We start from the raw sequence: 17,526 nt of genomic DNA on the forward strand, positions 1-17,526 counted from the left end.
CCGTGTCGGGTGGCGGCGGATGGGTGGCGACCGCCATGCCTCGGACGGGTGGGGGTGGCACCCCGGGGTCGGATCGGGGTGATCCCTGATGATCAAGCCGCCGAACGGCGGGAAAGTCCTGCCCATGAAGAAGTTGTTGGTGCTGCCCCTGCTGGCGCTGGCGGTCACCGCCACCGCCGTGCCCGCCCATGCCTCGTCCGTGCCACCGATCAACCGCGCCGCCCTGCGCGCCGCCGTCGCCGGCCTTCCGGGCGACGAGGCGTCCGGCGCGCTGGTCCGCGTCTCCGGGACGGCCGGGAGCTGGCGCGGCAGCGGCGGTGTGGCGCGCATCGGCACCGGGCGGCGCGTCGACCCGAACGGCCGGTTCCGCGTCGGCAGCATCACGAAGCTGTTCACCGCCACCGCCGCCCTCCAGCTCTCGGCGCAGGGCAGGCTGGACCTGGACCAGACCGTGCAGCACTACCTGCCGGGCCTGCTGGAGCCCGCGGCGGACTGGGGCCCGATCACGGTCCGGCAGCTCCTGAACCACACCCACGGCATCGCCGGCGTGCCGGTGGACGCCAAGGACCCGTCCTGGTTCTTCGAGCACCGCTTCGACACGTTCGAACCGCTCGACCTCGTCCGCCGGGGTGTGGCGCGGGGACCGGAGTTCCCGGCGGGCACGCGCCAGCAGTACGGCAACATGGGTTACCTGGTCACCGGGCTGGTGATCGAGGAGGTCACCGGCAAGCCCTACGGCGACGCGGTCCGCGAGGGCATCATCCGCCCGCTGCGCCTGCACGACACGTACCTGCCGGGCCGCGACCACCGGATCAAGGGCCCGCACGCCCGCGGCTACGAGGCCACCCCGACCGGCTACGTGGACATCACCGAGGCGAACCCGTCCCTCCAGTGGGCGGCGGCGGAGATCATCTCCAGCGCACCCGACCTGGACCGCTTCCTCAACGCGCTGCTGCGGGGCGACCTCCTGCCCGCTGACAAGCGCGTCGAACTGCTCACCCTGCCGCCGGTGCCCGACGCGTCGTACGCCCTCGGCATCCAGCGCCTCGAACCGGCGCCCGGCCTGGTGGTGTGGGGCAAGAGCGGCGACCGCCCCGGCTACAACAACGGCGTCGGCATGACGCTCGACGGCTCCCGCACGCTGGTCTACTCGGTGAACACCCTCCACATGGGCGGGGACCAGCCCGCCGCGGCCAAGCGGATCATCGCGGCGGCGTTCGCCTAGCCGCGAGGCTCAGCCCTCGCCGGGCAGCCACCGCTCGGCGCAGGCCACGTGCACCGTGGACCAGGACCGGGCCAGCTCGGTCTGGTGGTCGGCCAGCGCGTCGACGATCGCGCGGTGCTCGGCGAGGGCCCGGTCCACCGCTCCACCCCGCGTGATGCCGCGCCAGATCCGCACCCGCACGGTCGGGCCGGCCAGGGTGTCCAGCAGCCGGGCCAGGTAGGCGTTGCCCGAGCACCGCGCGACCGCGCGGTGGAACGCCAGGTCGTGCTCGACCAGCTCGTCCACGGACGTCGCCTGCTCGCCGGCGTCGCACAGCGCCCGCAGCGCGACGACCTCGTCCGGTTCGATCCGCTGCGCGGCCAGCGCGGCGGCGGCGGGTTCCAGGATGCGCCGGACCTGGAGGACCTCCAGCACCGAGTCCTCGCCGCGGTGCAGGTCGAGCACGAACGACAGCGCGCCCAGCAGGTCGTCGGCCCGGAGGCTGGACACGTAGGTGCCGTCGCCCTGGCGCACGTCCAGCACCCGGACCAGCGACAACGCCTTGACGGCCTCGCGCAGGGAGTTCCGCGACAACCCCAGCCGCTCCGCCAGGTCGGCCTCGCGGGGCAGCCGGTCACCGGGCTTCAGCTCACCTGACGTGATCATTTCCTTCACGCGCAGGATCGCGTCGTCGGTGACTGCCACGGCCAACCTCCGTAGACCTCGGATGTCTGGGCCAAGTATGAGCCAACGCCGCGGCGTCCCGCGTGCGGAACCGGGTTACGAGGACTATTCACTGTTTGAACGAAGGTTCGGTTATCTTCTCACCATGCGTGACGCCGCCCACGCGCAGCCGCCATAATGGTCTGGACCATTTGAGGAGGGACCTTGGACACGGTTGTCGCAGCTCCGCGAGCGCTGGTCGGTCGCGCCATCACCGGTCCCGTCAGCGTGCGCGTCGCGGCGGGTCGGATCGTCGGGGTCGACCCGGGCGAACCGCCCGCCGGCGCCGAGGTGCTGACCGGCGGGCTGCTCACGCCCGGCCTGGTGGACGTGCAGGTCAACGGCGCGGTCGGGGTCGACTTCGCCGAGGTGGACGACGAGGGGATGCGCTCCGTCGCCAGGGCCCTCCCGCGGACCGGCGTGACCCGCTTCCTGCCCACGCTGATCACCGCGCCGGTGCCGGTCGCGCTGCGGCAGGCGCGGGCCGTGCTGGCCGCGTCCGCCGCGCTGCCCCCCGGCTCCGGCGCCCGACCGCTCGGCGTGCACCTGGAGGGGCCGTTCCTGTCGCCCAAGCGGCCGGGCGTGCACGACCCGGCGCTGATGGTGGAGCCGGGGCCGGCGGAGATCGACCTGCTGCTGGCCGACGACCTGCGGCAGGCGCTGCGCGTGGTCACCCTCGCGCCGGAGCGGCCCGGCGGCCTGGCCGCCGTGCGCAGGCTGTCCGAGGCGGGCGTGCTCGTCGCGGTCGGGCACAGCGACGCGACCGGTGAGCAGACCAGGGCCGCCGCCGAGGCGGGCGCGCGGATGGTCACGCACCTGTTCAACGCGCAGCGCCCGCTGGGCCACCGCGAACCGGGCGTGCCCGGCGTCGCGCTCGTCGACGACCGCTTCACCCTCGGCCTGATCGCCGACCTCGCCCACGTGGGCCCGGACGTGTGCCGCCTGGTGTTCAACGCCGCCGGCCACCGGGTCGCGCTGGTCACCGACGCGATGGCCGCCGCCGGGATGCCGCCCGGCCGCTACCAGCTGGGCGGCGCCGACGTGCTGCTCGCCGAGGACGACGTGCCGCGGTCGCCGGAGGGCACCATCGCGGGCAGCGCGCTCACCCTGGACCGGGCCGTGCGCAACATCGTGTCGGTCGGCGTGCCCCTCGCCGACGCCCTGGCGTCGGCCACGATCGTCCCGGCGGACGTGATCGGCGAGCCCACGCTCGGCCGGCTCGCGCCGGACGCGGTGGCCGACCTGGTCTGGTGGGACGACGACCTGCGCCCGCGCAAGGTGTGGGTGGACGGCGAGGTGGTCTTCGACGCGGAGGTCGACCTGAGCCCGGAACTCGCCGCCGCGGGGTAGCGGACCGGAACGCACGGCGGCCCGGCGTCCGAGGGGACGCCGGGCCGTTCGCCGCGCGGGGTGGATGCGCCGCGCGCCGCGGTCGGTCGCGGGTGGTGTCGCCGTGCGCCGGCCGGCGACGCCGCGCACCGGTGGTGTCGCGCCGGGGCCCCGGGCACGCCGACGGCCGGGGAGGACGCCGCGCCCTCCCCGGCCGTCGCCGCCCGACTAGCGGGTGCGCGTGACCTTGTTCAGGCCGCGCGGGCTGTCCGGGTCGCCGCCGCGCGCCAGCGCCAGCCCGTGGGCCAGCCGCTGCACGGGCAGGATCTCCAGGATCGGCGCGACCTCCTCGGCCGTCTCGGCGACCGGGATGCGCAGCGCCGCCGCGACCTTGTCCGCCGCCGAGCCGACGGCCAGCACGTCCGCGCCGCGCCCGTGCACGACGTCCAGCACGTCGTGCATCGCCTCGCCGCCCTTGCCCGCGCTGGTCACGGCGAGCACGGCGGTCTCGCCGTCCACCGCGGCGACCGGGCCGTGCAGCAGGTCCGCGCCGGAGTAGGCGCGGGCCGCGAGGTAGCTCGTCTCGGCCAGCTTCAGCGCCGATTCGAGGGCGGACGGCAGCGAGTAGCCGCGCCCGGTGGTGAGCACCCGGTCCACGAAGCGGTACCGCTGGACGGCCTCCGCCACGGCGTCCGCCGAGTTGTCCAGGGTGGACCGGGCCAGGTCGCCCAGCCCCTCGACGGCCGCGCCGTTGCCGCCCCGGATGGCGTCCACCAGCAGGTACAGCGCGAGCAGCGTGGCGGAGTAGGTCTTGGTCGCCGCGACGGCCTGCTCCACGCCCGCGCCGACGTCGACCGACAGCTCGGCCGCGCCGTTGAGCGGCGAGTCGGACGTGTTCGTGACGGCCACGGTCAGCGCGCCGCGGGCCCGCGCCGACTGGGTGACCTCCAGGAGGTCGGGCGAGCCGCCGCTCTGGCTGACCGAGACGACGAGCACGTCGCGCAGGTCGGGCTGCGCGCCGTACAGCGTCGTGGTGGACGGCGACACCAGGCCGGCGGGCAGCTGGAGCAGCACCTCGGTCAGGTACTTCGCGTAGATGGCCGCGTGGTCGGACGACCCGCGCGCCGCCAGCAGGACGAACCGCGGCCGGCGGTCGCGGATCGCCTCGGCGACCGCGGCGATCGAGGAGCGCCGGGACACCAGGTCCGCGAAGATCGCGGGCTGCTGGTCGATCTCGGCCGCCATGTGCCTGCCGGGCAGGTGGTCGGTCATGGGAGTGCCCTTCATCAGGTGCCGGCGGCGATGCGCTCTGCCGCGGCGCGCAGGCACACCCGTGAACCGCCGTGGGTGTTCACGCGGGCAGCGGTGCCCAGGTCCGGACCGGGCACGCCCGTCTCGACGTGCACTAGGTCTAGACCAATACTACCCAGCGCCAGGATCAGGTCGCGAACCCACGGATGGCGATGTGCCTCTCTCGTCACGACCACGATGGTCCGCCCACCGGCCGCCGCCGCAACCTCTTCGGCCGTGCGCTCCGCCAGGACGGTGGTGCCGGGCAGCAGCTCGACCAGGTACGGGCCGAGGCCCCACGGCACCTCGCCGACCGCGATGGACGGCGCGACCGCCAGGTCCAGCACCACCGGGGGACCGGACAGCGCCAGCGTGCCGCGCACCTCCAGCGCCCGCCGCGCGGCCCGCAGCCCGATCTCCGGGTCGTGCCCGTCGACGGCCGCGGGCGGCGTGCCCAGGGCGGCGGTGCGCCGCGCGGCCTCCTCCAGCCGGGCCCGCGGCAGCTCACCGCCGTCCACGGCCGCCACGATGCTGTCGATCAACCACTGGAGCCCGGCGTCGTCCAGCGGCTCGCCACCCAGGCACAGCCCGTCGACACCGGCCACCAGCGCCCGCACGCACCCCCGGGCGAGGTCGCCGCCGACGGCCTTCATGTCCAGGCCGTCGGTGATGACCGCGCCGGTGAAGCCCAGCTCCTCGCGCAGCACGGCGACCGCCCGCGGGTTCAGCGTCGCGGGCAGCGAGCCCCACGCCGACACCACCAGGTGACCGGTCATGACCGACCGCACCCCGGCCCGCACGGCCGCGCGGAACGGCACCAGTTCGACGTCCCGCAGCTCCTGCTCCGACCGCGGCAGCACGGGCAGCGCCTCGTGCGAGTCCACGGTGGACGCGCCGTGGCCGGGGAAGTGCTTGGCGCACGCCGCGACCCCGACCGCCTGCATCCCCTCGACGTACGCGGCCACGTGCGCGCCCGCCGCGACCGGGTCGGACCCGAACGACCGCACGCCGATCACCGGGTCGTCCAACGTCAGCGACAGGTCCGCCGACGGCGCGAAGTTCAGGTTCACCCCGCACGCCGCCAGCCGCGCGCCCATCGACGCGGCCACGGCGCGGGTCAGGTCCGGGTCGCCCGCCGCGCCCAGCGCGTGGTTGCCCGGCACCTCCGACCCGCGCCCGTAGTCGAGCCGGGTGACGTCGCCGCCCTCCTCGTCGATGCCGACCACGAGGTCCGGCCGCACACCGCGCAGGGCGGCCGTCAACGCCGCCACCTGGGCGTCGTCCACGACGTTGCGGCCGAACAGCACGACACCGCCGAGCCCGTCCGCCACCCGCTTGAGCAACCAGTCCGGAGCCGTGGTCCCGTGGAAACCGGGCAGCAGCACGGCGGCGGCGAGCTGGTGCAAGGACATGAGCCTCTACCCCTTCACGGCACCGGCGGTGACGCCGGTGACCATCTTGCGCTGCACGATCAGGAAGAACACCAGCACCGGCAGGGTGAACAACGCCGACGCGGCCATCGCGCCACCCCAGTCCGTGCCGAAGTTGCTCTGGAAGCCGGACAGCCAGACCGGCAGCGTCTCCTTGGACTGGTCCTTGATCAGCGACAGGCCGAACAGGAACTCGTTCCACGCCGTGACGAACGCGAACACGGACGTGGCGACGAGGCCGGGCCCGAGCAGCGGCAGCGTGACGCGGCGGAACGCGCCCCACCGGCCGCAGCCGTCGACCATCGCCGCTTCCTCCAGCTCGTACGGGATGCCGTTGACGAAACCGCGCAGCGTCCACGCGCAGAACGGCAGCGTCACGGCGAAGTAGATCAGCGCCAGCGACGGCAGCTTGTCCAGCAGGTCGAGGTCGCGCATCATCAGGAACATCGGGATCAGCAGCGCCTCGAACGGGGCCATCTGGGCGACCAGCATCAGCATCAGGAAGCCCTTGCGGCCCCGGAACCTCATGCGCGACATGGCGAGCGCGGCGAGCATGCCGACGACGATGGCCGCCACCACGGCGGTCAGCGTGACGAAGAGGCTGTTGCCCAGCGAGCCGAGGAAGCCGGGCTTGGTCCACGCGGTCGCGAAGTTCGCCCCGGTGACGGAGAACGGGATCAGGTCGTAAGAGGTGGACAGCAGGTCCTTGGTCGGCTTCAGCGCCGAGGACACCATCCAGTAGGTCGGGAACGCGAAGAACAGCGCGATGACGATCGCGACGACGTTCCCCGTCACCTTCTTGCCGTTCACAGCGTGCCCTCCTGACGGAGCAGCCGGCGCAGGTACTGGAAGGTCAGCAGGCCGAGCAGCACCATCATCACGACGGACACCGCGGCGGCCACGCCGAAGTGGCTCTTGGAGATGCCTTCCAGGTACTGGTAGACGGGGAGCGTGGTGCTGCCGCCGTCCGGGCCGCCCTTCTTGACCGCCCAGATCTGGGCGAAGACCTTGAAGTCCCACAGCATCGACAGGAACGTCACCATCAGCAGCAGCGGGCGCAGCTCCGGCCACGTCACGCTGCGGAAGGTCTGCCACGCCGACGCGCCGTCGATCGACGCGGCCTCGTACTGGTCGCGTGGAATGCCGATCGCGCCCGCGTACAGCGAGAACGCCAGGAACGGGATCGCCTGCCACACGATGAGCAGGCCGACCACCGCCAGCGTCGACGTGCCGGTGGTGAACCACGAGAACCCGGCGAACGAGTCGAAGCCCAGCCCCACCAGGGTCTTGTTGAGGATGCCGTACTGCTGGTCGAAGATCCACTGGTAGACCGTGGTCGCCGCGAGCAGCGGCATCGCCCACGCCAGCAGCATGGCGACCTGGAGCACGATCCGCACCACCGGGCTGATCTGCCGCATCAGCAGCGCGATCAGCAGGCCCGCCAGCACCGAGACACCCACGACGACGACGGTGAACACGACGGTGCGCACGGTGATGGACCAGAAGTCCGGGTTGCCGAGGATCTCCGTGTAGTTGTCCAGGCCGCGCCAGACGACCTCGCCGCGGGTCAGCTCCCTGAGGTTGAGCCTGCGGAAGCTGGTCACCAGCAGGGACAGCACCGGCCACCCGATCAGCCACAGGATGCCGATCAGCGCGGGGGCCAGCAGCAGGTAGGGCAGCGAGCGGTCGAACCTGCTGCCCCGACGGCGCGGTGCGCCGCCCCGTGCGGCACGCCGCGGTGCCGACGAGTTCGTCGGCACCGCGGCGTCGGTGGTGTGAACCGCCGTCATGCCCGCGTCATCCGCCCAGGGTCTTGGACAGGGCGGCGTTGGCGTCGGACGTGGCCTGGTCGAGCGACTTCGCGCCGGTCAGGTACGCGGTCAGCATGTCCTTCAGCGGGTTCTGGCCCGCCTCGACACCGGCCCACGACGGCGTGGTCGGGGTGACCTTGCCGGTGGGGGCGGACTCGGCGAGCGCCTTGCCCAGCGGGCTGGACGCCAGCTTGGTGGTGTCGGTCGAGGTGCCGGGGACGGCGCCGCCCTCGGCCAGCTGGTCCTGGTACTTCTTGGAGCTGAGCAGCTTCAGGTAGTCCTTGGCGAGGTCCTGGTTCTTGCTGCCGGCGGTCACCGCGACGTTCGAGCCGCCCAGGAACACCGGGGCGGTCTTGCCCGCGGTCTTGGACGGGATCGGGAACGCGGCGGTCTTGTCCTTCAGGGTCGGGTCGGCCTTGACGGCGCTGCCCAGCTCCCACGGGAGGGCGATCATCATGCCGACCTTGCCCTTGGCGAAGACCTCGTACTGCTGCGGCTGGGCCTCGTCGGTGTCCTTCGGGGCCTTGGTGGCGGAGGTGTCGACCAGCTTCTTGTAGAAGTCCAGGCCGGCCTTCGCCTCGGGGGTGTTCAGCGCGCCGGCCCACGCGGAGCCCTGCGCCTTGGCGACGTCGCCGCCCTCGTCCCAGATGAAGGAGAGCAGGGCGTACCAGGACTGGCCGGGCAGGTACAGCGACTGGAACTCCGGGTCCGCCGCGTTGGCGGTCTTGAGCTTCTCGATCGCGGCGATCCACTCGTCGCGGGACTTCGGGGTGTCCTGGATGCCGGCGGCCTGGAACAGGTCGGTCCGGTAGACCACCGTGCGGTTGGCGGCGTAGAAGGGCATGCCGTACTGCTTGCCGTCCCAGGTCAGCGAGTCCTTGAGACCGCCGAGCCACTGGTCGCCGTTGAGGGCGGAGACGTCACCGGAGAGGTCGAGCAGGGTCTCCTCGGCCGCGAACTTCGCCGTCTGGGTGTTGCCCAGCTCGATGACGTCCGGCGGGTTGTTGCTGCTCAGCGCGGTGGTCAGCTTCTCCTGGATGCCGGGCCACTTCTGGACGTCGTACTTGACGGTGACGCCGGGGTGCGCGGCCTCGAACTCCTTGTGCAACGCCTCGGTCAGGGTGGAGGGCGCGGAGCCGTCCATCAACCAGACCGTCAACGTCTTCGCGTCTCCGGAGTCGCCGCTGCCCTTGTCGCTGCTCGTGCCGCATCCGGCCACGGCGACCGCGAGTGCGGCGGCACCTGCGGCCAGTCCTCTCCAGCCCTTCACGTCTGCGCCCTTTCCCAATGCCCGGCCCCAGTGACCGGAACGCCTAAAGTGGTGTAGACCAATGCGGCCTAGAGTGTGCCTCGCCACAGGGCATGTCAAGGACGTTGCCGAGACGTTGCAAAGTCATCGGATCAATTTCCTGTCTCTTGTCGGGGGTTCGGCCGCACGATCCGACGTGGACAAGGCATCCTGTCCTGGGAGCGCTGGCAAGGTCGAGGAGGAAGGCAATGCTGGAGACGAGCCCGGCAACTGGCGTCGACGCCAGGTCTCGCGCGCAGCGCGAGCCGAAGTACTGGGGCCTCAAGCGGCACCTGCTCGACCTGTTGCGCGCGCTGCCACCGGGGTCACCGATCCCGACCGAACGGTCGCTGGCGGCCGAGTTCGACGTGTCGCGGACGACGGTGCGGCAGGCGCTCGCGGAGCTGACCGTCGAGGGTCGGTTGCTGCGCGTGCAGGGCAAGGGGACGTTCGCCGCCGAACCGAAGGTGGCGCAACGGCTTCAACTGTCCTCGTACACAGAGGACATGAAGGCGCAGGGCAGGCAGCCGTCGTCGCGGCTGATCGAGGCGTCGGAGATGCCCGCGGAGGCCGAGCTGGCGAGGCTGCTCGGCGTCCGGGCGGGCGCGAAGGTGCTCCGACTGCACCGCCTCCGGTTGGCCGACGGCGAGCCGATGGCCATCGAGACGACCCACCTGGCCCTCGGGCGGTTCCGGGGCCTGCGCCGCTACCTGGCGCCGGGCGCGTCGCTGTACCAGGTGCTGCGGGAGCGCTTCGGGGTCGAGATGGGCCACGCGGAGGAGACTATTGAGACCGCGCTGGCCTCGCCCGAGGAGGCCGAACTGCTGGGCGCGGACATCGGCCTGCCGATGCTGCTGCTGTCCCGGCACTCCTTCGACACCGAGGGCAACCCGGTCGAATGGGTCCGCTCGGTCTACCGGGGCGACCGCTACAAGTTCGTGGCCACGCTGAACCGCCCGACGGACTGACCCTCCCGGCCGAGGCGGCGCGGCGTTCGGCGGAGCAGCGCCCGCCGGCCCGGCCGCCGCCCGGTCGGCGATCGCCCGGTCGGTGATCTCCCGGCGGGGTCACCGTCCGCGAACCGCACGCGCGCACGGCGCGGGACCGCCACCCCCCGAGCACAATGGCCGGGTGGCGAACACCATCCAGTGGGGCACCCCGCGCGCGAGGGCCGTACTGGCGACCACGATCCTCGGTTCCGGGATGGCGTTGCTCGACAGCACCGTCGTCAACGTCGCCCTGCCGCGCATCGGCGGCGAACTGCGCGCCGACGTGGCCGGCCTCCAGTGGACGCTCGACGGCTACCTGCTGTCGCTCGCCTCGTTGATCCTGGTGGCGGGCTCGCTCGGCGACCGCTACGGCCGCCGCAGGGTCTTCACCTTCGGCGTGGTCTGGTTCGGCGCGGCCTCGCTGCTCTGCGGCCTCGCGCCGACCACCGAACTGCTCGTCGCGGCCCGCGTCCTCCAGGGCGTCGGCGGCGCGCTGCTCACACCGGGCTCGCTGGCGATCGTCCAGTCGGCGTTCGCGCCGCGGGACCGCGCCCGCGCGATCGGGGCGTGGTCGGGGCTGTCCGGCGTGGCGACCGCCGTGGGTCCGCTGGTCGGTGGGCTGCTCGTGGAGCTGTGGTCGTGGCGGCTCGCGTTCCTGGTCAACCTGCCGGTGGCCGCCCTGTGCGTGTGGCTGGCCCGGCACGTGCCGGAGTCGCGCGACGACCGGCTCACCGGCAGGCCGGACGTCCTGGGCTCGGTGGTCGGAGCGGTCGGCTTGGCGGGCGTCACCGGTGCGCTGGTCGAGGCGCCGACCAGGGGAGCCGACGCGCTGGTCGTCACCGCCGGCGCGGTCGGCGTCGCGGGCATGGTCGCGTTCGTGGTGCTCCAACGCGTCGGCAGCGCGCCCCTGGTGCCGCCCCGGTTGTTCGCGAACCGGACGTTCGTGCTGGCCAACGCCCTGACGTTCCTCCTGTACGCCGCGCTCGGCGGCGTCATGGTGCTGATGGTGCTCCAGCTCCAGGTGTCCCTCGGCTACGGTCCGACGGCGGCCGGGCTCGCGAGCCTCCCGATCACCCTGATCATGCTCGCGCTGTCGGCGAGGTCGGGCCGGGTGGCGCAGCGGATCGGGCCGAGGGCCCAGCTGGTCGTCGGACCTCTGCTGGTCGGCGCGGGGATGTTCCTCCTTCGGGGAGCCGAACCGGGCGCGGGCTACCTGGACGGCGTGCTGCCGGGCGTCCTCGTCTTCGGCGTCGGGCTGGCGGCGGTCGTGGCCCCGGTGACGGCGACCGTGCTGGCCGCCGTGCCGGAGCGGTACGTGGGCGTGGCGTCCGGTGTGAACAACGCCGTCGCCCGCACCGGCAGCCTGGTGGCGGTGGCGGTCCTGCCCGCGATCGGTGGCCTGTCGGGCGCGCGGTACACCGACCCGGTGGCCATGACGGCCGGGTGGCAGGCGTCGCTGCTGGTGTGCGCCGCGGCGGCGGCGGTCGGCGGGTTGTTGGCGTTGGGGACGGACAACGACGTGCTCCGCCCGGTCGAGCCGGGCCGCGAGTGCCACAGCTGCGGCGTCGACGCGCCACCGCACCGGACGCACACCTGAGCCGACACCGACACCGACAACACCCGCCACCGCCACCGCCACCGCCACCGACACCGCTCGGCACTAGAGCACACGCGCGAGGACCTCGGGGTCGACGTTGCCGCCGGACACCACCGCGACCGTCCGCGCGGGCCACTCCGCCGCCCGCCGCAGGTACGCCGCCACGGCCACCGCGCCGCTGGGCTCCACCACCAGCCGCGTGTCCCGGACCAGCCGGCGCATCGCCGCGCCGATCTCCTCCTCCGACACGGTCACGATCTCGTCCACGTGGGCGCGCAGGTGGGCGAAGGTCAGCTCGGACGGCTCCGCCCGCAACCCGTCCGCCAGGGTCCGCTCGCGGTCCGCCGCCGGCCACCGCACCAGCTCACCCGCCCGCAGCGACGCCGCCGCGTCCGCCGCCAGCTCGGGCTCCACCCCGACCACCCTGGCCGACGGCCGCAGCGCCTTCACCGCCGCCGCCACCCCGGAGATCAGCCCGCCGCCGCTCACCGGCGCGAGCACCACCTCCACGTCCGGCTGGTCGGCGACGACCTCCAGCCCGACCGTGCCCTGGCCCGCGATCACGTCGGGGTGGTCGAACGGCGGGATCAGCGTGGCACCCCGCTCGGCGACCAGCTCGTGGGCGCGCGACTCGCGCTCGGCCATCGGCACCAGCTCCACCGCCGCGCCCCACGACCGCGTGGCCGCGACCTTCACCGCGGGCGCGTTCTCCGGCAGGACGATCACCGCCGGCACGCCGAACGCGTGCGCCGCGAACGCGACGGCCTGGGCGTGGTTCCCGCTGGAGTACGCCACGACACCGCGCGCCCGCGCCTCGTCGGACAGCCGCGCCAGCGCGTGGTACGCCCCGCGGATCTTGAACGCGCCCACCGGCTGGAGGTTCTCCGGCTTCACCGACAGCCGGTCGTCGAACCGCAGGAGGGGTGTGCGCACCACCACCGGCGCGATCAGCGCGGCGGCGGCACGGATGTCGGCGAGCGTCACGAGTCCCATGCCGACGATCTTCACCTCGACGCGGCGGTGCGCGCCATCGACCGGACGTCGGCGCTCGGCGGGCGGACCGCCCCGGCGGCGACCAGCCGCCGGGCCGCCCGCACGGCCCGGTTTTCACAGTGACGCTCGTCACACTTGATGTCCCGCGCAAGTCGTCGGCCCGTCGGCGGCCTCTCTCCCCGGGGTGGAGGAGCGGTCCGATCGCCCGACCATCGCCCGCACCGGCGGGAACACCACGTCGGCCGGGCTCCGCACAACGCTGACCACCGGATCGTCCGGTCCGCCACCCCGGTCGCCGCCACCGACGGCGACGGGCCGGAGTGCTACCCAAAGTCTTCCGGTATCACTCGTTCGGGGGAGTTGCATTCACACGTGAGGGGCAGGAGGCACCGCAAACTTCACTTCTGGCAAAACAGCCCAAATCGGTGATCGCGTCATTACCTTGAGTGAGAGTTAACTGTCAATTGCTACACAGCGCAGTCAAATGGTCGTGAGCTGTGACACACTTCGCCCTCAGACGCCCTGATGCGTAATAGATAACAGGGTCATAACGTCGCTCGAATGGGCGAGTACTGGTCAGTAGATCCGGGAAGGAGGCGCCGTGCGACAGCTGCGAGCGCCACTCGCCCGGCCCGAGCGCGTCACGACGGAGAAAAGAAAAGGGGTGGGGCGACCCCTGCCGCCGCCCCACCACCCGTCCCCCTAGAGCCCCCGAGAGCGGTCCCTGCAACCAGGCTCTCGGGTTCCCTGCACCCGAAGATGAGGGAGACGCCTGAATGAACCGCACGAGTGCGGCCCGCCTCGCCACGGCTGTCCTGCTCGCCACCGGCGCGGCTACAGCTCTCAGCGTACCGGCGATCGCGGACCCCGCCGCCCCCCACCGGACAACGTCCCCGGACACGGAGAGCTACCCGGCCGGGTTGCTCCAAGCGGTGGAGCGAGACCTGGGCCTTACCGCCGAACAGGCACGCGTCCGTCTGGCGAACGACGCCAGGTCGGGTGAACTGGAGGTGAAGGCCCGCGATGTGCTCGGGGACACCTTCGCCGGCGCCTGGATCGACCAGGCGACGGGCAAGCTGGCGGTCGGTGTCACGGACCGCGCCAAGGCGGACGCCGTCCGTGCCGTGGGCGCGGAGCCGAAGGTGCTCGCGTTCTCGCACCGCCAGTTGACCGGCGCCAAGACCGCGCTGGACACCCTCTCCGCACCGCCCTCCGTGACCGGCTGGCGCGTCGACGACGCGAGCAACACCGTCGTGGTGGAGGTCAACCGGCACACGCGGGACGCGGCGGCCGACCGGTTCCTCGACGCGGCCAAGGGCATCAGCCCGGCCGTGCGCGTGGTGGAGGTCGACGAGTCGCCCACCACGCTGTACGACACCCGCGGCGGCGACGCGTACTACATGGGCAGCGGCGGACGCTGCTCGGTCGGCTTCGCCGTCTCCGGCGGGTTCGTGACGGCCGGCCACTGCGGCCGCACGGGCGTCACCACCACGGGCTTCAACCGCGTGTCCCAGGGCACCTTCCGCGGCTCGTCGTTCCCCGGCAACGACTACGCCTGGGTCGCGACGAACTCGAACTGGACCTCGCGGCCGTGGGTCAACCGCTACAACGGCTCGAACGTGACCGTGCAGGGCAGCACCGAGGCGGCGGTCGGCGCGTCGATCTGCCGCTCGGGCTCGACGACCAACTGGCGCTGCGGGACCGTCCAGGCCAAGAACCAGACGGTGAACTACCCGCAGGGCTCCGTCAGCGGCCTCACCAGGACCAACGCCTGCGCGGAGCCCGGTGACTCCGGCGGTTCGTGGGTGGCGGGCGCGGGCTTCGGCCAGGCGCAGGGCGTGACGTCCGGCGGCTCGGGCAACTGCTCGTCCGGCGGCACGACCTACTTCCAGCCCATCGGCGAGATCCTGCGGGCCTACGGGTTGCAGCTGACGACCGGCTGAGCCGTCCGCCGGGCGCGCGGCCGACCTCCCCTGCGGGCCGCGCCCCGGTCGCCGAACACCCCTCGGGCCGGCCCTCCCCCGGCCCGCGGGGTGTTCGCCCGTGCTCAGTCGAACTGGACGGAGCGCTTGGACAGCCCGTACCAGAAGCCGTCCACCGCGGTCCTGGCCTCCTGGTCGGCGCTCGCGCCCAACGACACGAACAGCGGCGCGAAGTGCTCGGTGCGCGGGTGCGCGATGCCGGCGGCGGGCGCCTTGTGCTGGAAGTCCAGCAGGGCGTCCACGTCCCGGTCGGCCAGCGCGCGCCCCGCCCAGTCGTCGAACTCGGCCGACCAGTGCGGCGGCCGGCAGTCCGGGCCGGAGCGCATGTCCACGCAGCTCAGGTTGTGCGTCATGAAGCCGCTGCCGACGATCAGCACGCCCTGCTCGCGCAGCGGCGCGAGCTTGCGGCCCACGTCGAACAGCCGGCGCGGGTCCAGGGTCGGCATGGACAGCTGGAGCACGGGGACGTCCGCCTCGGGGTACATCTCCTTCAGCGGCACGTAGGCGCCGTGGTCCAGGCCGCGGGCGGGGTCCTGCGCCACCGGCTCGTCCACCAGCGCGGCGACCGACCGGGCGAGGTCGGGCGCGCCGGGCGCCCCGTACTCGACCTCGTAGTACCGCCGGGGGAAGCCCCGGAAGTCGTAGGTCAGCGGCACGGTCGTGGTCGCGCCGAGGGTGAGCGGCTGCTCCTCCCAGTGGGCGGACACGATGAGGATCGACTCCGGGCGCGGGAGCGCCGCGGCCCACGCCCTCAGCTCGCCGGTCCACCGCCGGTCGTCGGCCAGGGGCGGGGCGCCGTGGCCCAGGTACAGCACAGGCATCACGCCGACGACTGTACGGCCTCTAGTTGAAATTTCAACCAGGATGCGGCCGCGCGGGGGTCCTCCGCCTCGGTGATGGCCCGCACGACCACCACCCGCTCCGCGCCGGCGGCCAGGACCTCCGGCAACCGCTCCCGGTCGATGCCGCCGATCGCGAACCAGGGCCGCTCGGTCGTCCCGGCCGTGGCGCGCACCAGGTCCAGGCCGGGCGCGGGCCGTCCCGGCTTGGTGGGCGTTGGCCAGCACGGCCCGGTGCAGAAGTAGTCCACGCCCGCTTCGCCTGCGGCGGCCCGCGCCTGCGCCACGTCGTGCGTCGACCGCCCGATCGCGATCCGCTCGCCGACGAGCCGGCGGGCGACGGGCACCGGGAGGTCGTCCTGGCCCAGGTGCAGCACGTCGGCGTCGACGGCCGCCGCGATGTCGGCGCGGTCGTTGACGGCGAGCAGCGCGCCGTGCCGGGCGCACGCCTCGGCGAGCACCTCCAGCGCCGCGATCTCCTGCTTGGCCTCCAGCCCCTTGTCCCGCAACTGCACGACGTCCACGCCACCGGCGAGCGCGGCGTCGGCGAACTCCGCGAGGTCCGGGCGGGTGGGGGTGCAGAGGTACAGCCGCGCGTCGGCGAGCCGCCGCCTGATCCGGGTTGCGTCGAGTCCTGGCACGGCCGCACGGTAACCGCCGGCCGGAGTCGTGCGCTACGGTGGACGTGGTCCGCACGGGAGCCCGGAGGACACCGGGCTGAGAGGGAGCGTGGTTCGCTCCGACCGTCGAACCTGATCCGGGTCATGCCGGCGCAGGGAGCGTGAGTGCCTTGGTGAGTGCGAGTCGGGTGACCGTCGTGGGCGGCGGTGTCATCGGGCTGTCCGTGGCGTGGTTCGCGGCGCGGGCGGGCTTCTCCGTCACCGTGGTCGACCACGCGTCGCCGCACGGCGGTTCGCGGGTGGCGGGCGGGATGCTCGCGCCGATCACCGAGGCGTGGCCCGGCGACGAGGACGTCCTGGCGCTGGGCGTGGAATCCCTGCGGCTGTGGCCGCGGTTCGCGGCGGACCTCGACGTGCCCCTGAGCGCCGCCGGCACGCTGGCCGTCGCGACCGCCCCGGCCGACGCCGAGGTGCTGGACAAGCTGTGCGCCTACCTCGGCGCGATGGGGCGCTCGGCGGCCAGGCTGACCCGGCGCGAACTGCGGGCGCTGGAACCCGGCCTCGGCCCTTTGGTCCGAAGTGGACTGTCGGTTCCCGGCGACCTCTCGGTGGACAACCGGGCACTGCTCACCGCTCTGCGCAAGGCATGTGAAGCGCACGGCGTCCACATCGGACGGCGATCCACAGTGGACACGGATGTCACGGTCATCGCGGCCGGCGCGTGGAGCCGCGACCTGCACCCGGCGCTGCGCGACGTGATCCGGCCGGTCAAGGGCGAGATCCTGCGCCTCGCCGCCCGGCCCGGCGCGCTGCCGCCACCGCGGCACACGATCCGCGCCCACGTGTCGGGCCGGCCGGTCTACCTGGTGCCCCGCGCCGACGGCCTGGTGCTCGGGGCGACCCAGTACGAGGCGGGCTTCGACCCGCACGTGACCGTCGGCGGGGTGCGCGACCTGCTGCGCGACGGGGAGGCGGTCTGGCCGGCGATCGCCGAGTACGCGCTGGTGGAGGCGGCGGCCGGCTTCCGGGCGGGCAGCCCCGACAACATGCCGGTCGTCGACTGGCTGGAGCCGGCGGTGATCGCGGCGACCGGCCACCACCGCAACGGCCTCCTGCTGGCCCCGATCACGGCCCACCGCGTGCTGGCCCTGCTCCGCGGCGACCCCACCCCGGAGCCCGCGACCGACCACCACTCCGCGAACGACCACCGCCAGGCGAAGGAGGCACCAGTTGAAGGCTCGGGTGAACGGTGAGGAACGGGAACTGGCCGACGACGCCACCGTCGCGACCGTCCTGGACCTGTTGGGCGCGCCGGCGTCCGGGGTGGCCGTAGCGCTGGACGGCGAGGTGGTGCCGAGGGCGGCGTGGTCGTCCACCCCGGTGCCCGCCGGTGCGGCGGTCGAGGTGCTCACCGCGGTGCAGGGGGGCTGA

General features: G+C 73.3%; 16 protein-coding genes and 1 riboswitch. Of the genes, 7 read left to right on the forward strand and 9 right to left on the reverse strand.

Going from position 1 to position 17,526, the window contains the following annotated elements; genetic code table 11:
* The first annotated feature begins 124 nt into the window (after positions 1–124).
* Positions 125–1,225: a serine hydrolase domain-containing protein gene (locus C8E97_RS03735; protein WP_170211605.1), complete on the forward strand. Its 1,101-nt coding sequence runs from the start codon at positions 125–127 to the stop codon at positions 1,223–1,225.
* A gap of 9 nt (positions 1,226–1,234) precedes the next feature.
* Here C8E97_RS03735 and C8E97_RS03740 read toward each other — a convergent pair whose 3' ends face one another.
* A complete protein-coding gene (locus C8E97_RS03740) occupies positions 1,235–1,909 on the reverse strand; it encodes a FadR/GntR family transcriptional regulator (protein WP_121010708.1) in 675 nt (224 codons plus the stop codon).
* Between the two features lie 183 nt (positions 1,910–2,092).
* Between C8E97_RS03740 and nagA the strand changes: the two genes are divergently transcribed.
* The gene (gene nagA, locus C8E97_RS03745) at positions 2,093–3,277 is read left to right on the forward strand and encodes an N-acetylglucosamine-6-phosphate deacetylase (RefSeq protein ID WP_121001654.1); all 1,185 of its coding nucleotides are present in this window, start codon (positions 2,093–2,095) and stop codon (positions 3,275–3,277) included.
* Between the two features lie 207 nt (positions 3,278–3,484).
* Here the strand turns inward: nagA and C8E97_RS03750 are convergent, their stop codons facing one another.
* From C8E97_RS03750 to C8E97_RS03770, 5 genes are read right to left on the reverse strand one after another with little or no spacing between them, the layout of a single operon-like run.
* Positions 3,485–4,528 carry an SIS domain-containing protein gene (locus tag C8E97_RS03750; RefSeq protein ID WP_121001656.1) on the reverse strand — a complete coding sequence of 348 codons (1,044 nt, stop codon included), beginning with the start codon at positions 4,526–4,528 and terminating at the stop codon, positions 3,485–3,487.
* A gap of 14 nt (positions 4,529–4,542) precedes the next feature.
* A complete protein-coding gene (locus C8E97_RS03755) occupies positions 4,543–5,958 on the reverse strand; it encodes a glycoside hydrolase family 3 protein (protein WP_121001658.1) in 1,416 nt (471 codons plus the stop codon).
* Between the two features lie 6 nt (positions 5,959–5,964).
* On the reverse strand, positions 5,965–6,786 hold the full coding sequence (locus tag C8E97_RS03760; protein ID WP_121001660.1) for a carbohydrate ABC transporter permease: 822 nt from the start codon (positions 6,784–6,786) through the stop codon (positions 5,965–5,967).
* Positions 6,783–7,766 carry a carbohydrate ABC transporter permease gene (locus C8E97_RS03765; protein ID WP_121001662.1) on the reverse strand — a complete coding sequence of 328 codons (984 nt, stop codon included), beginning with the start codon at positions 7,764–7,766 and terminating at the stop codon, positions 6,783–6,785. Before C8E97_RS03765 ends, C8E97_RS03760 begins: the two co-directional genes overlap by 4 nt.
* Positions 7,767–7,773: 7 nt before the next feature.
* Positions 7,774–9,057 carry a sugar ABC transporter substrate-binding protein gene (locus C8E97_RS03770; protein WP_121001664.1) on the reverse strand — a complete coding sequence of 428 codons (1,284 nt, stop codon included), beginning with the start codon at positions 9,055–9,057 and terminating at the stop codon, positions 7,774–7,776.
* A 227-nt stretch (positions 9,058–9,284) separates the two neighbouring features.
* Between C8E97_RS03770 and C8E97_RS03775 the strand changes: the two genes are divergently transcribed.
* Positions 9,285–10,043: a GntR family transcriptional regulator gene (locus C8E97_RS03775; protein ID WP_121001666.1), complete on the forward strand. Its 759-nt coding sequence runs from the start codon at positions 9,285–9,287 to the stop codon at positions 10,041–10,043.
* A 163-nt stretch (positions 10,044–10,206) separates the two neighbouring features.
* On the forward strand, positions 10,207–11,661 hold the full coding sequence (locus tag C8E97_RS03780) for an MFS transporter (protein WP_121001668.1): 1,455 nt from the start codon (positions 10,207–10,209) through the stop codon (positions 11,659–11,661).
* Positions 11,662–11,724: 63 nt separating this feature from the next.
* On the opposite strand, the gene C8E97_RS03785 is transcribed toward C8E97_RS03780, so the two are convergent.
* Positions 11,725–12,654, reverse strand: a complete 930-nt coding sequence (locus C8E97_RS03785; protein ID WP_121010711.1) for a threonine ammonia-lyase — start codon at positions 12,652–12,654, stop codon at positions 11,725–11,727.
* Between the two features lie 776 nt (positions 12,655–13,430).
* Here C8E97_RS03785 and C8E97_RS03790 point away from each other — a divergent pair.
* On the forward strand, positions 13,431–14,597 hold the full coding sequence (locus tag C8E97_RS03790) for a S1 family peptidase (protein WP_121001670.1): 1,167 nt from the start codon (positions 13,431–13,433) through the stop codon (positions 14,595–14,597).
* Between the two features lie 104 nt (positions 14,598–14,701).
* Here C8E97_RS03790 and C8E97_RS03795 read toward each other — a convergent pair whose 3' ends face one another.
* Both C8E97_RS03795 and thiE read right to left on the reverse strand, forming a co-directional pair.
* A complete protein-coding gene (locus tag C8E97_RS03795; protein ID WP_121001672.1) occupies positions 14,702–15,457 on the reverse strand; it encodes a dioxygenase family protein in 756 nt (251 codons plus the stop codon).
* Positions 15,457–16,116, reverse strand: coding sequence for a thiamine phosphate synthase (gene thiE / locus C8E97_RS03800; protein ID WP_121001674.1), 660 nt, complete (start codon positions 16,114–16,116; stop codon positions 15,457–15,459). Before thiE ends, C8E97_RS03795 begins: the two co-directional genes overlap by 1 nt.
* A 43-nt stretch (positions 16,117–16,159) precedes the next feature.
* Positions 16,160–16,271, forward strand: a riboswitch (TPP riboswitch).
* On the opposite strand from thiE, the gene thiO reads away from it, so the two are divergent.
* Both thiO and thiS read left to right on the forward strand, forming a co-directional pair.
* Positions 16,269–17,348: a glycine oxidase ThiO gene (gene thiO / locus C8E97_RS03805; RefSeq protein ID WP_121010714.1), complete on the forward strand. Its 1,080-nt coding sequence runs from the start codon at positions 16,269–16,271 to the stop codon at positions 17,346–17,348. Its footprint overlaps the riboswitch before it by 3 nt.
* A complete protein-coding gene (gene thiS / locus C8E97_RS03810) occupies positions 17,326–17,526 on the forward strand; it encodes a sulfur carrier protein ThiS (RefSeq protein ID WP_121001676.1) in 201 nt (66 codons plus the stop codon). The genes thiO and thiS overlap by 23 nt, the downstream gene beginning before the upstream one ends.

The sequence above is a fragment of the Saccharothrix australiensis genome, assembly GCF_003634935.1.
GTDB lineage: Bacteria > Actinomycetota > Actinomycetes > Mycobacteriales > Pseudonocardiaceae > Actinosynnema > Actinosynnema australiense.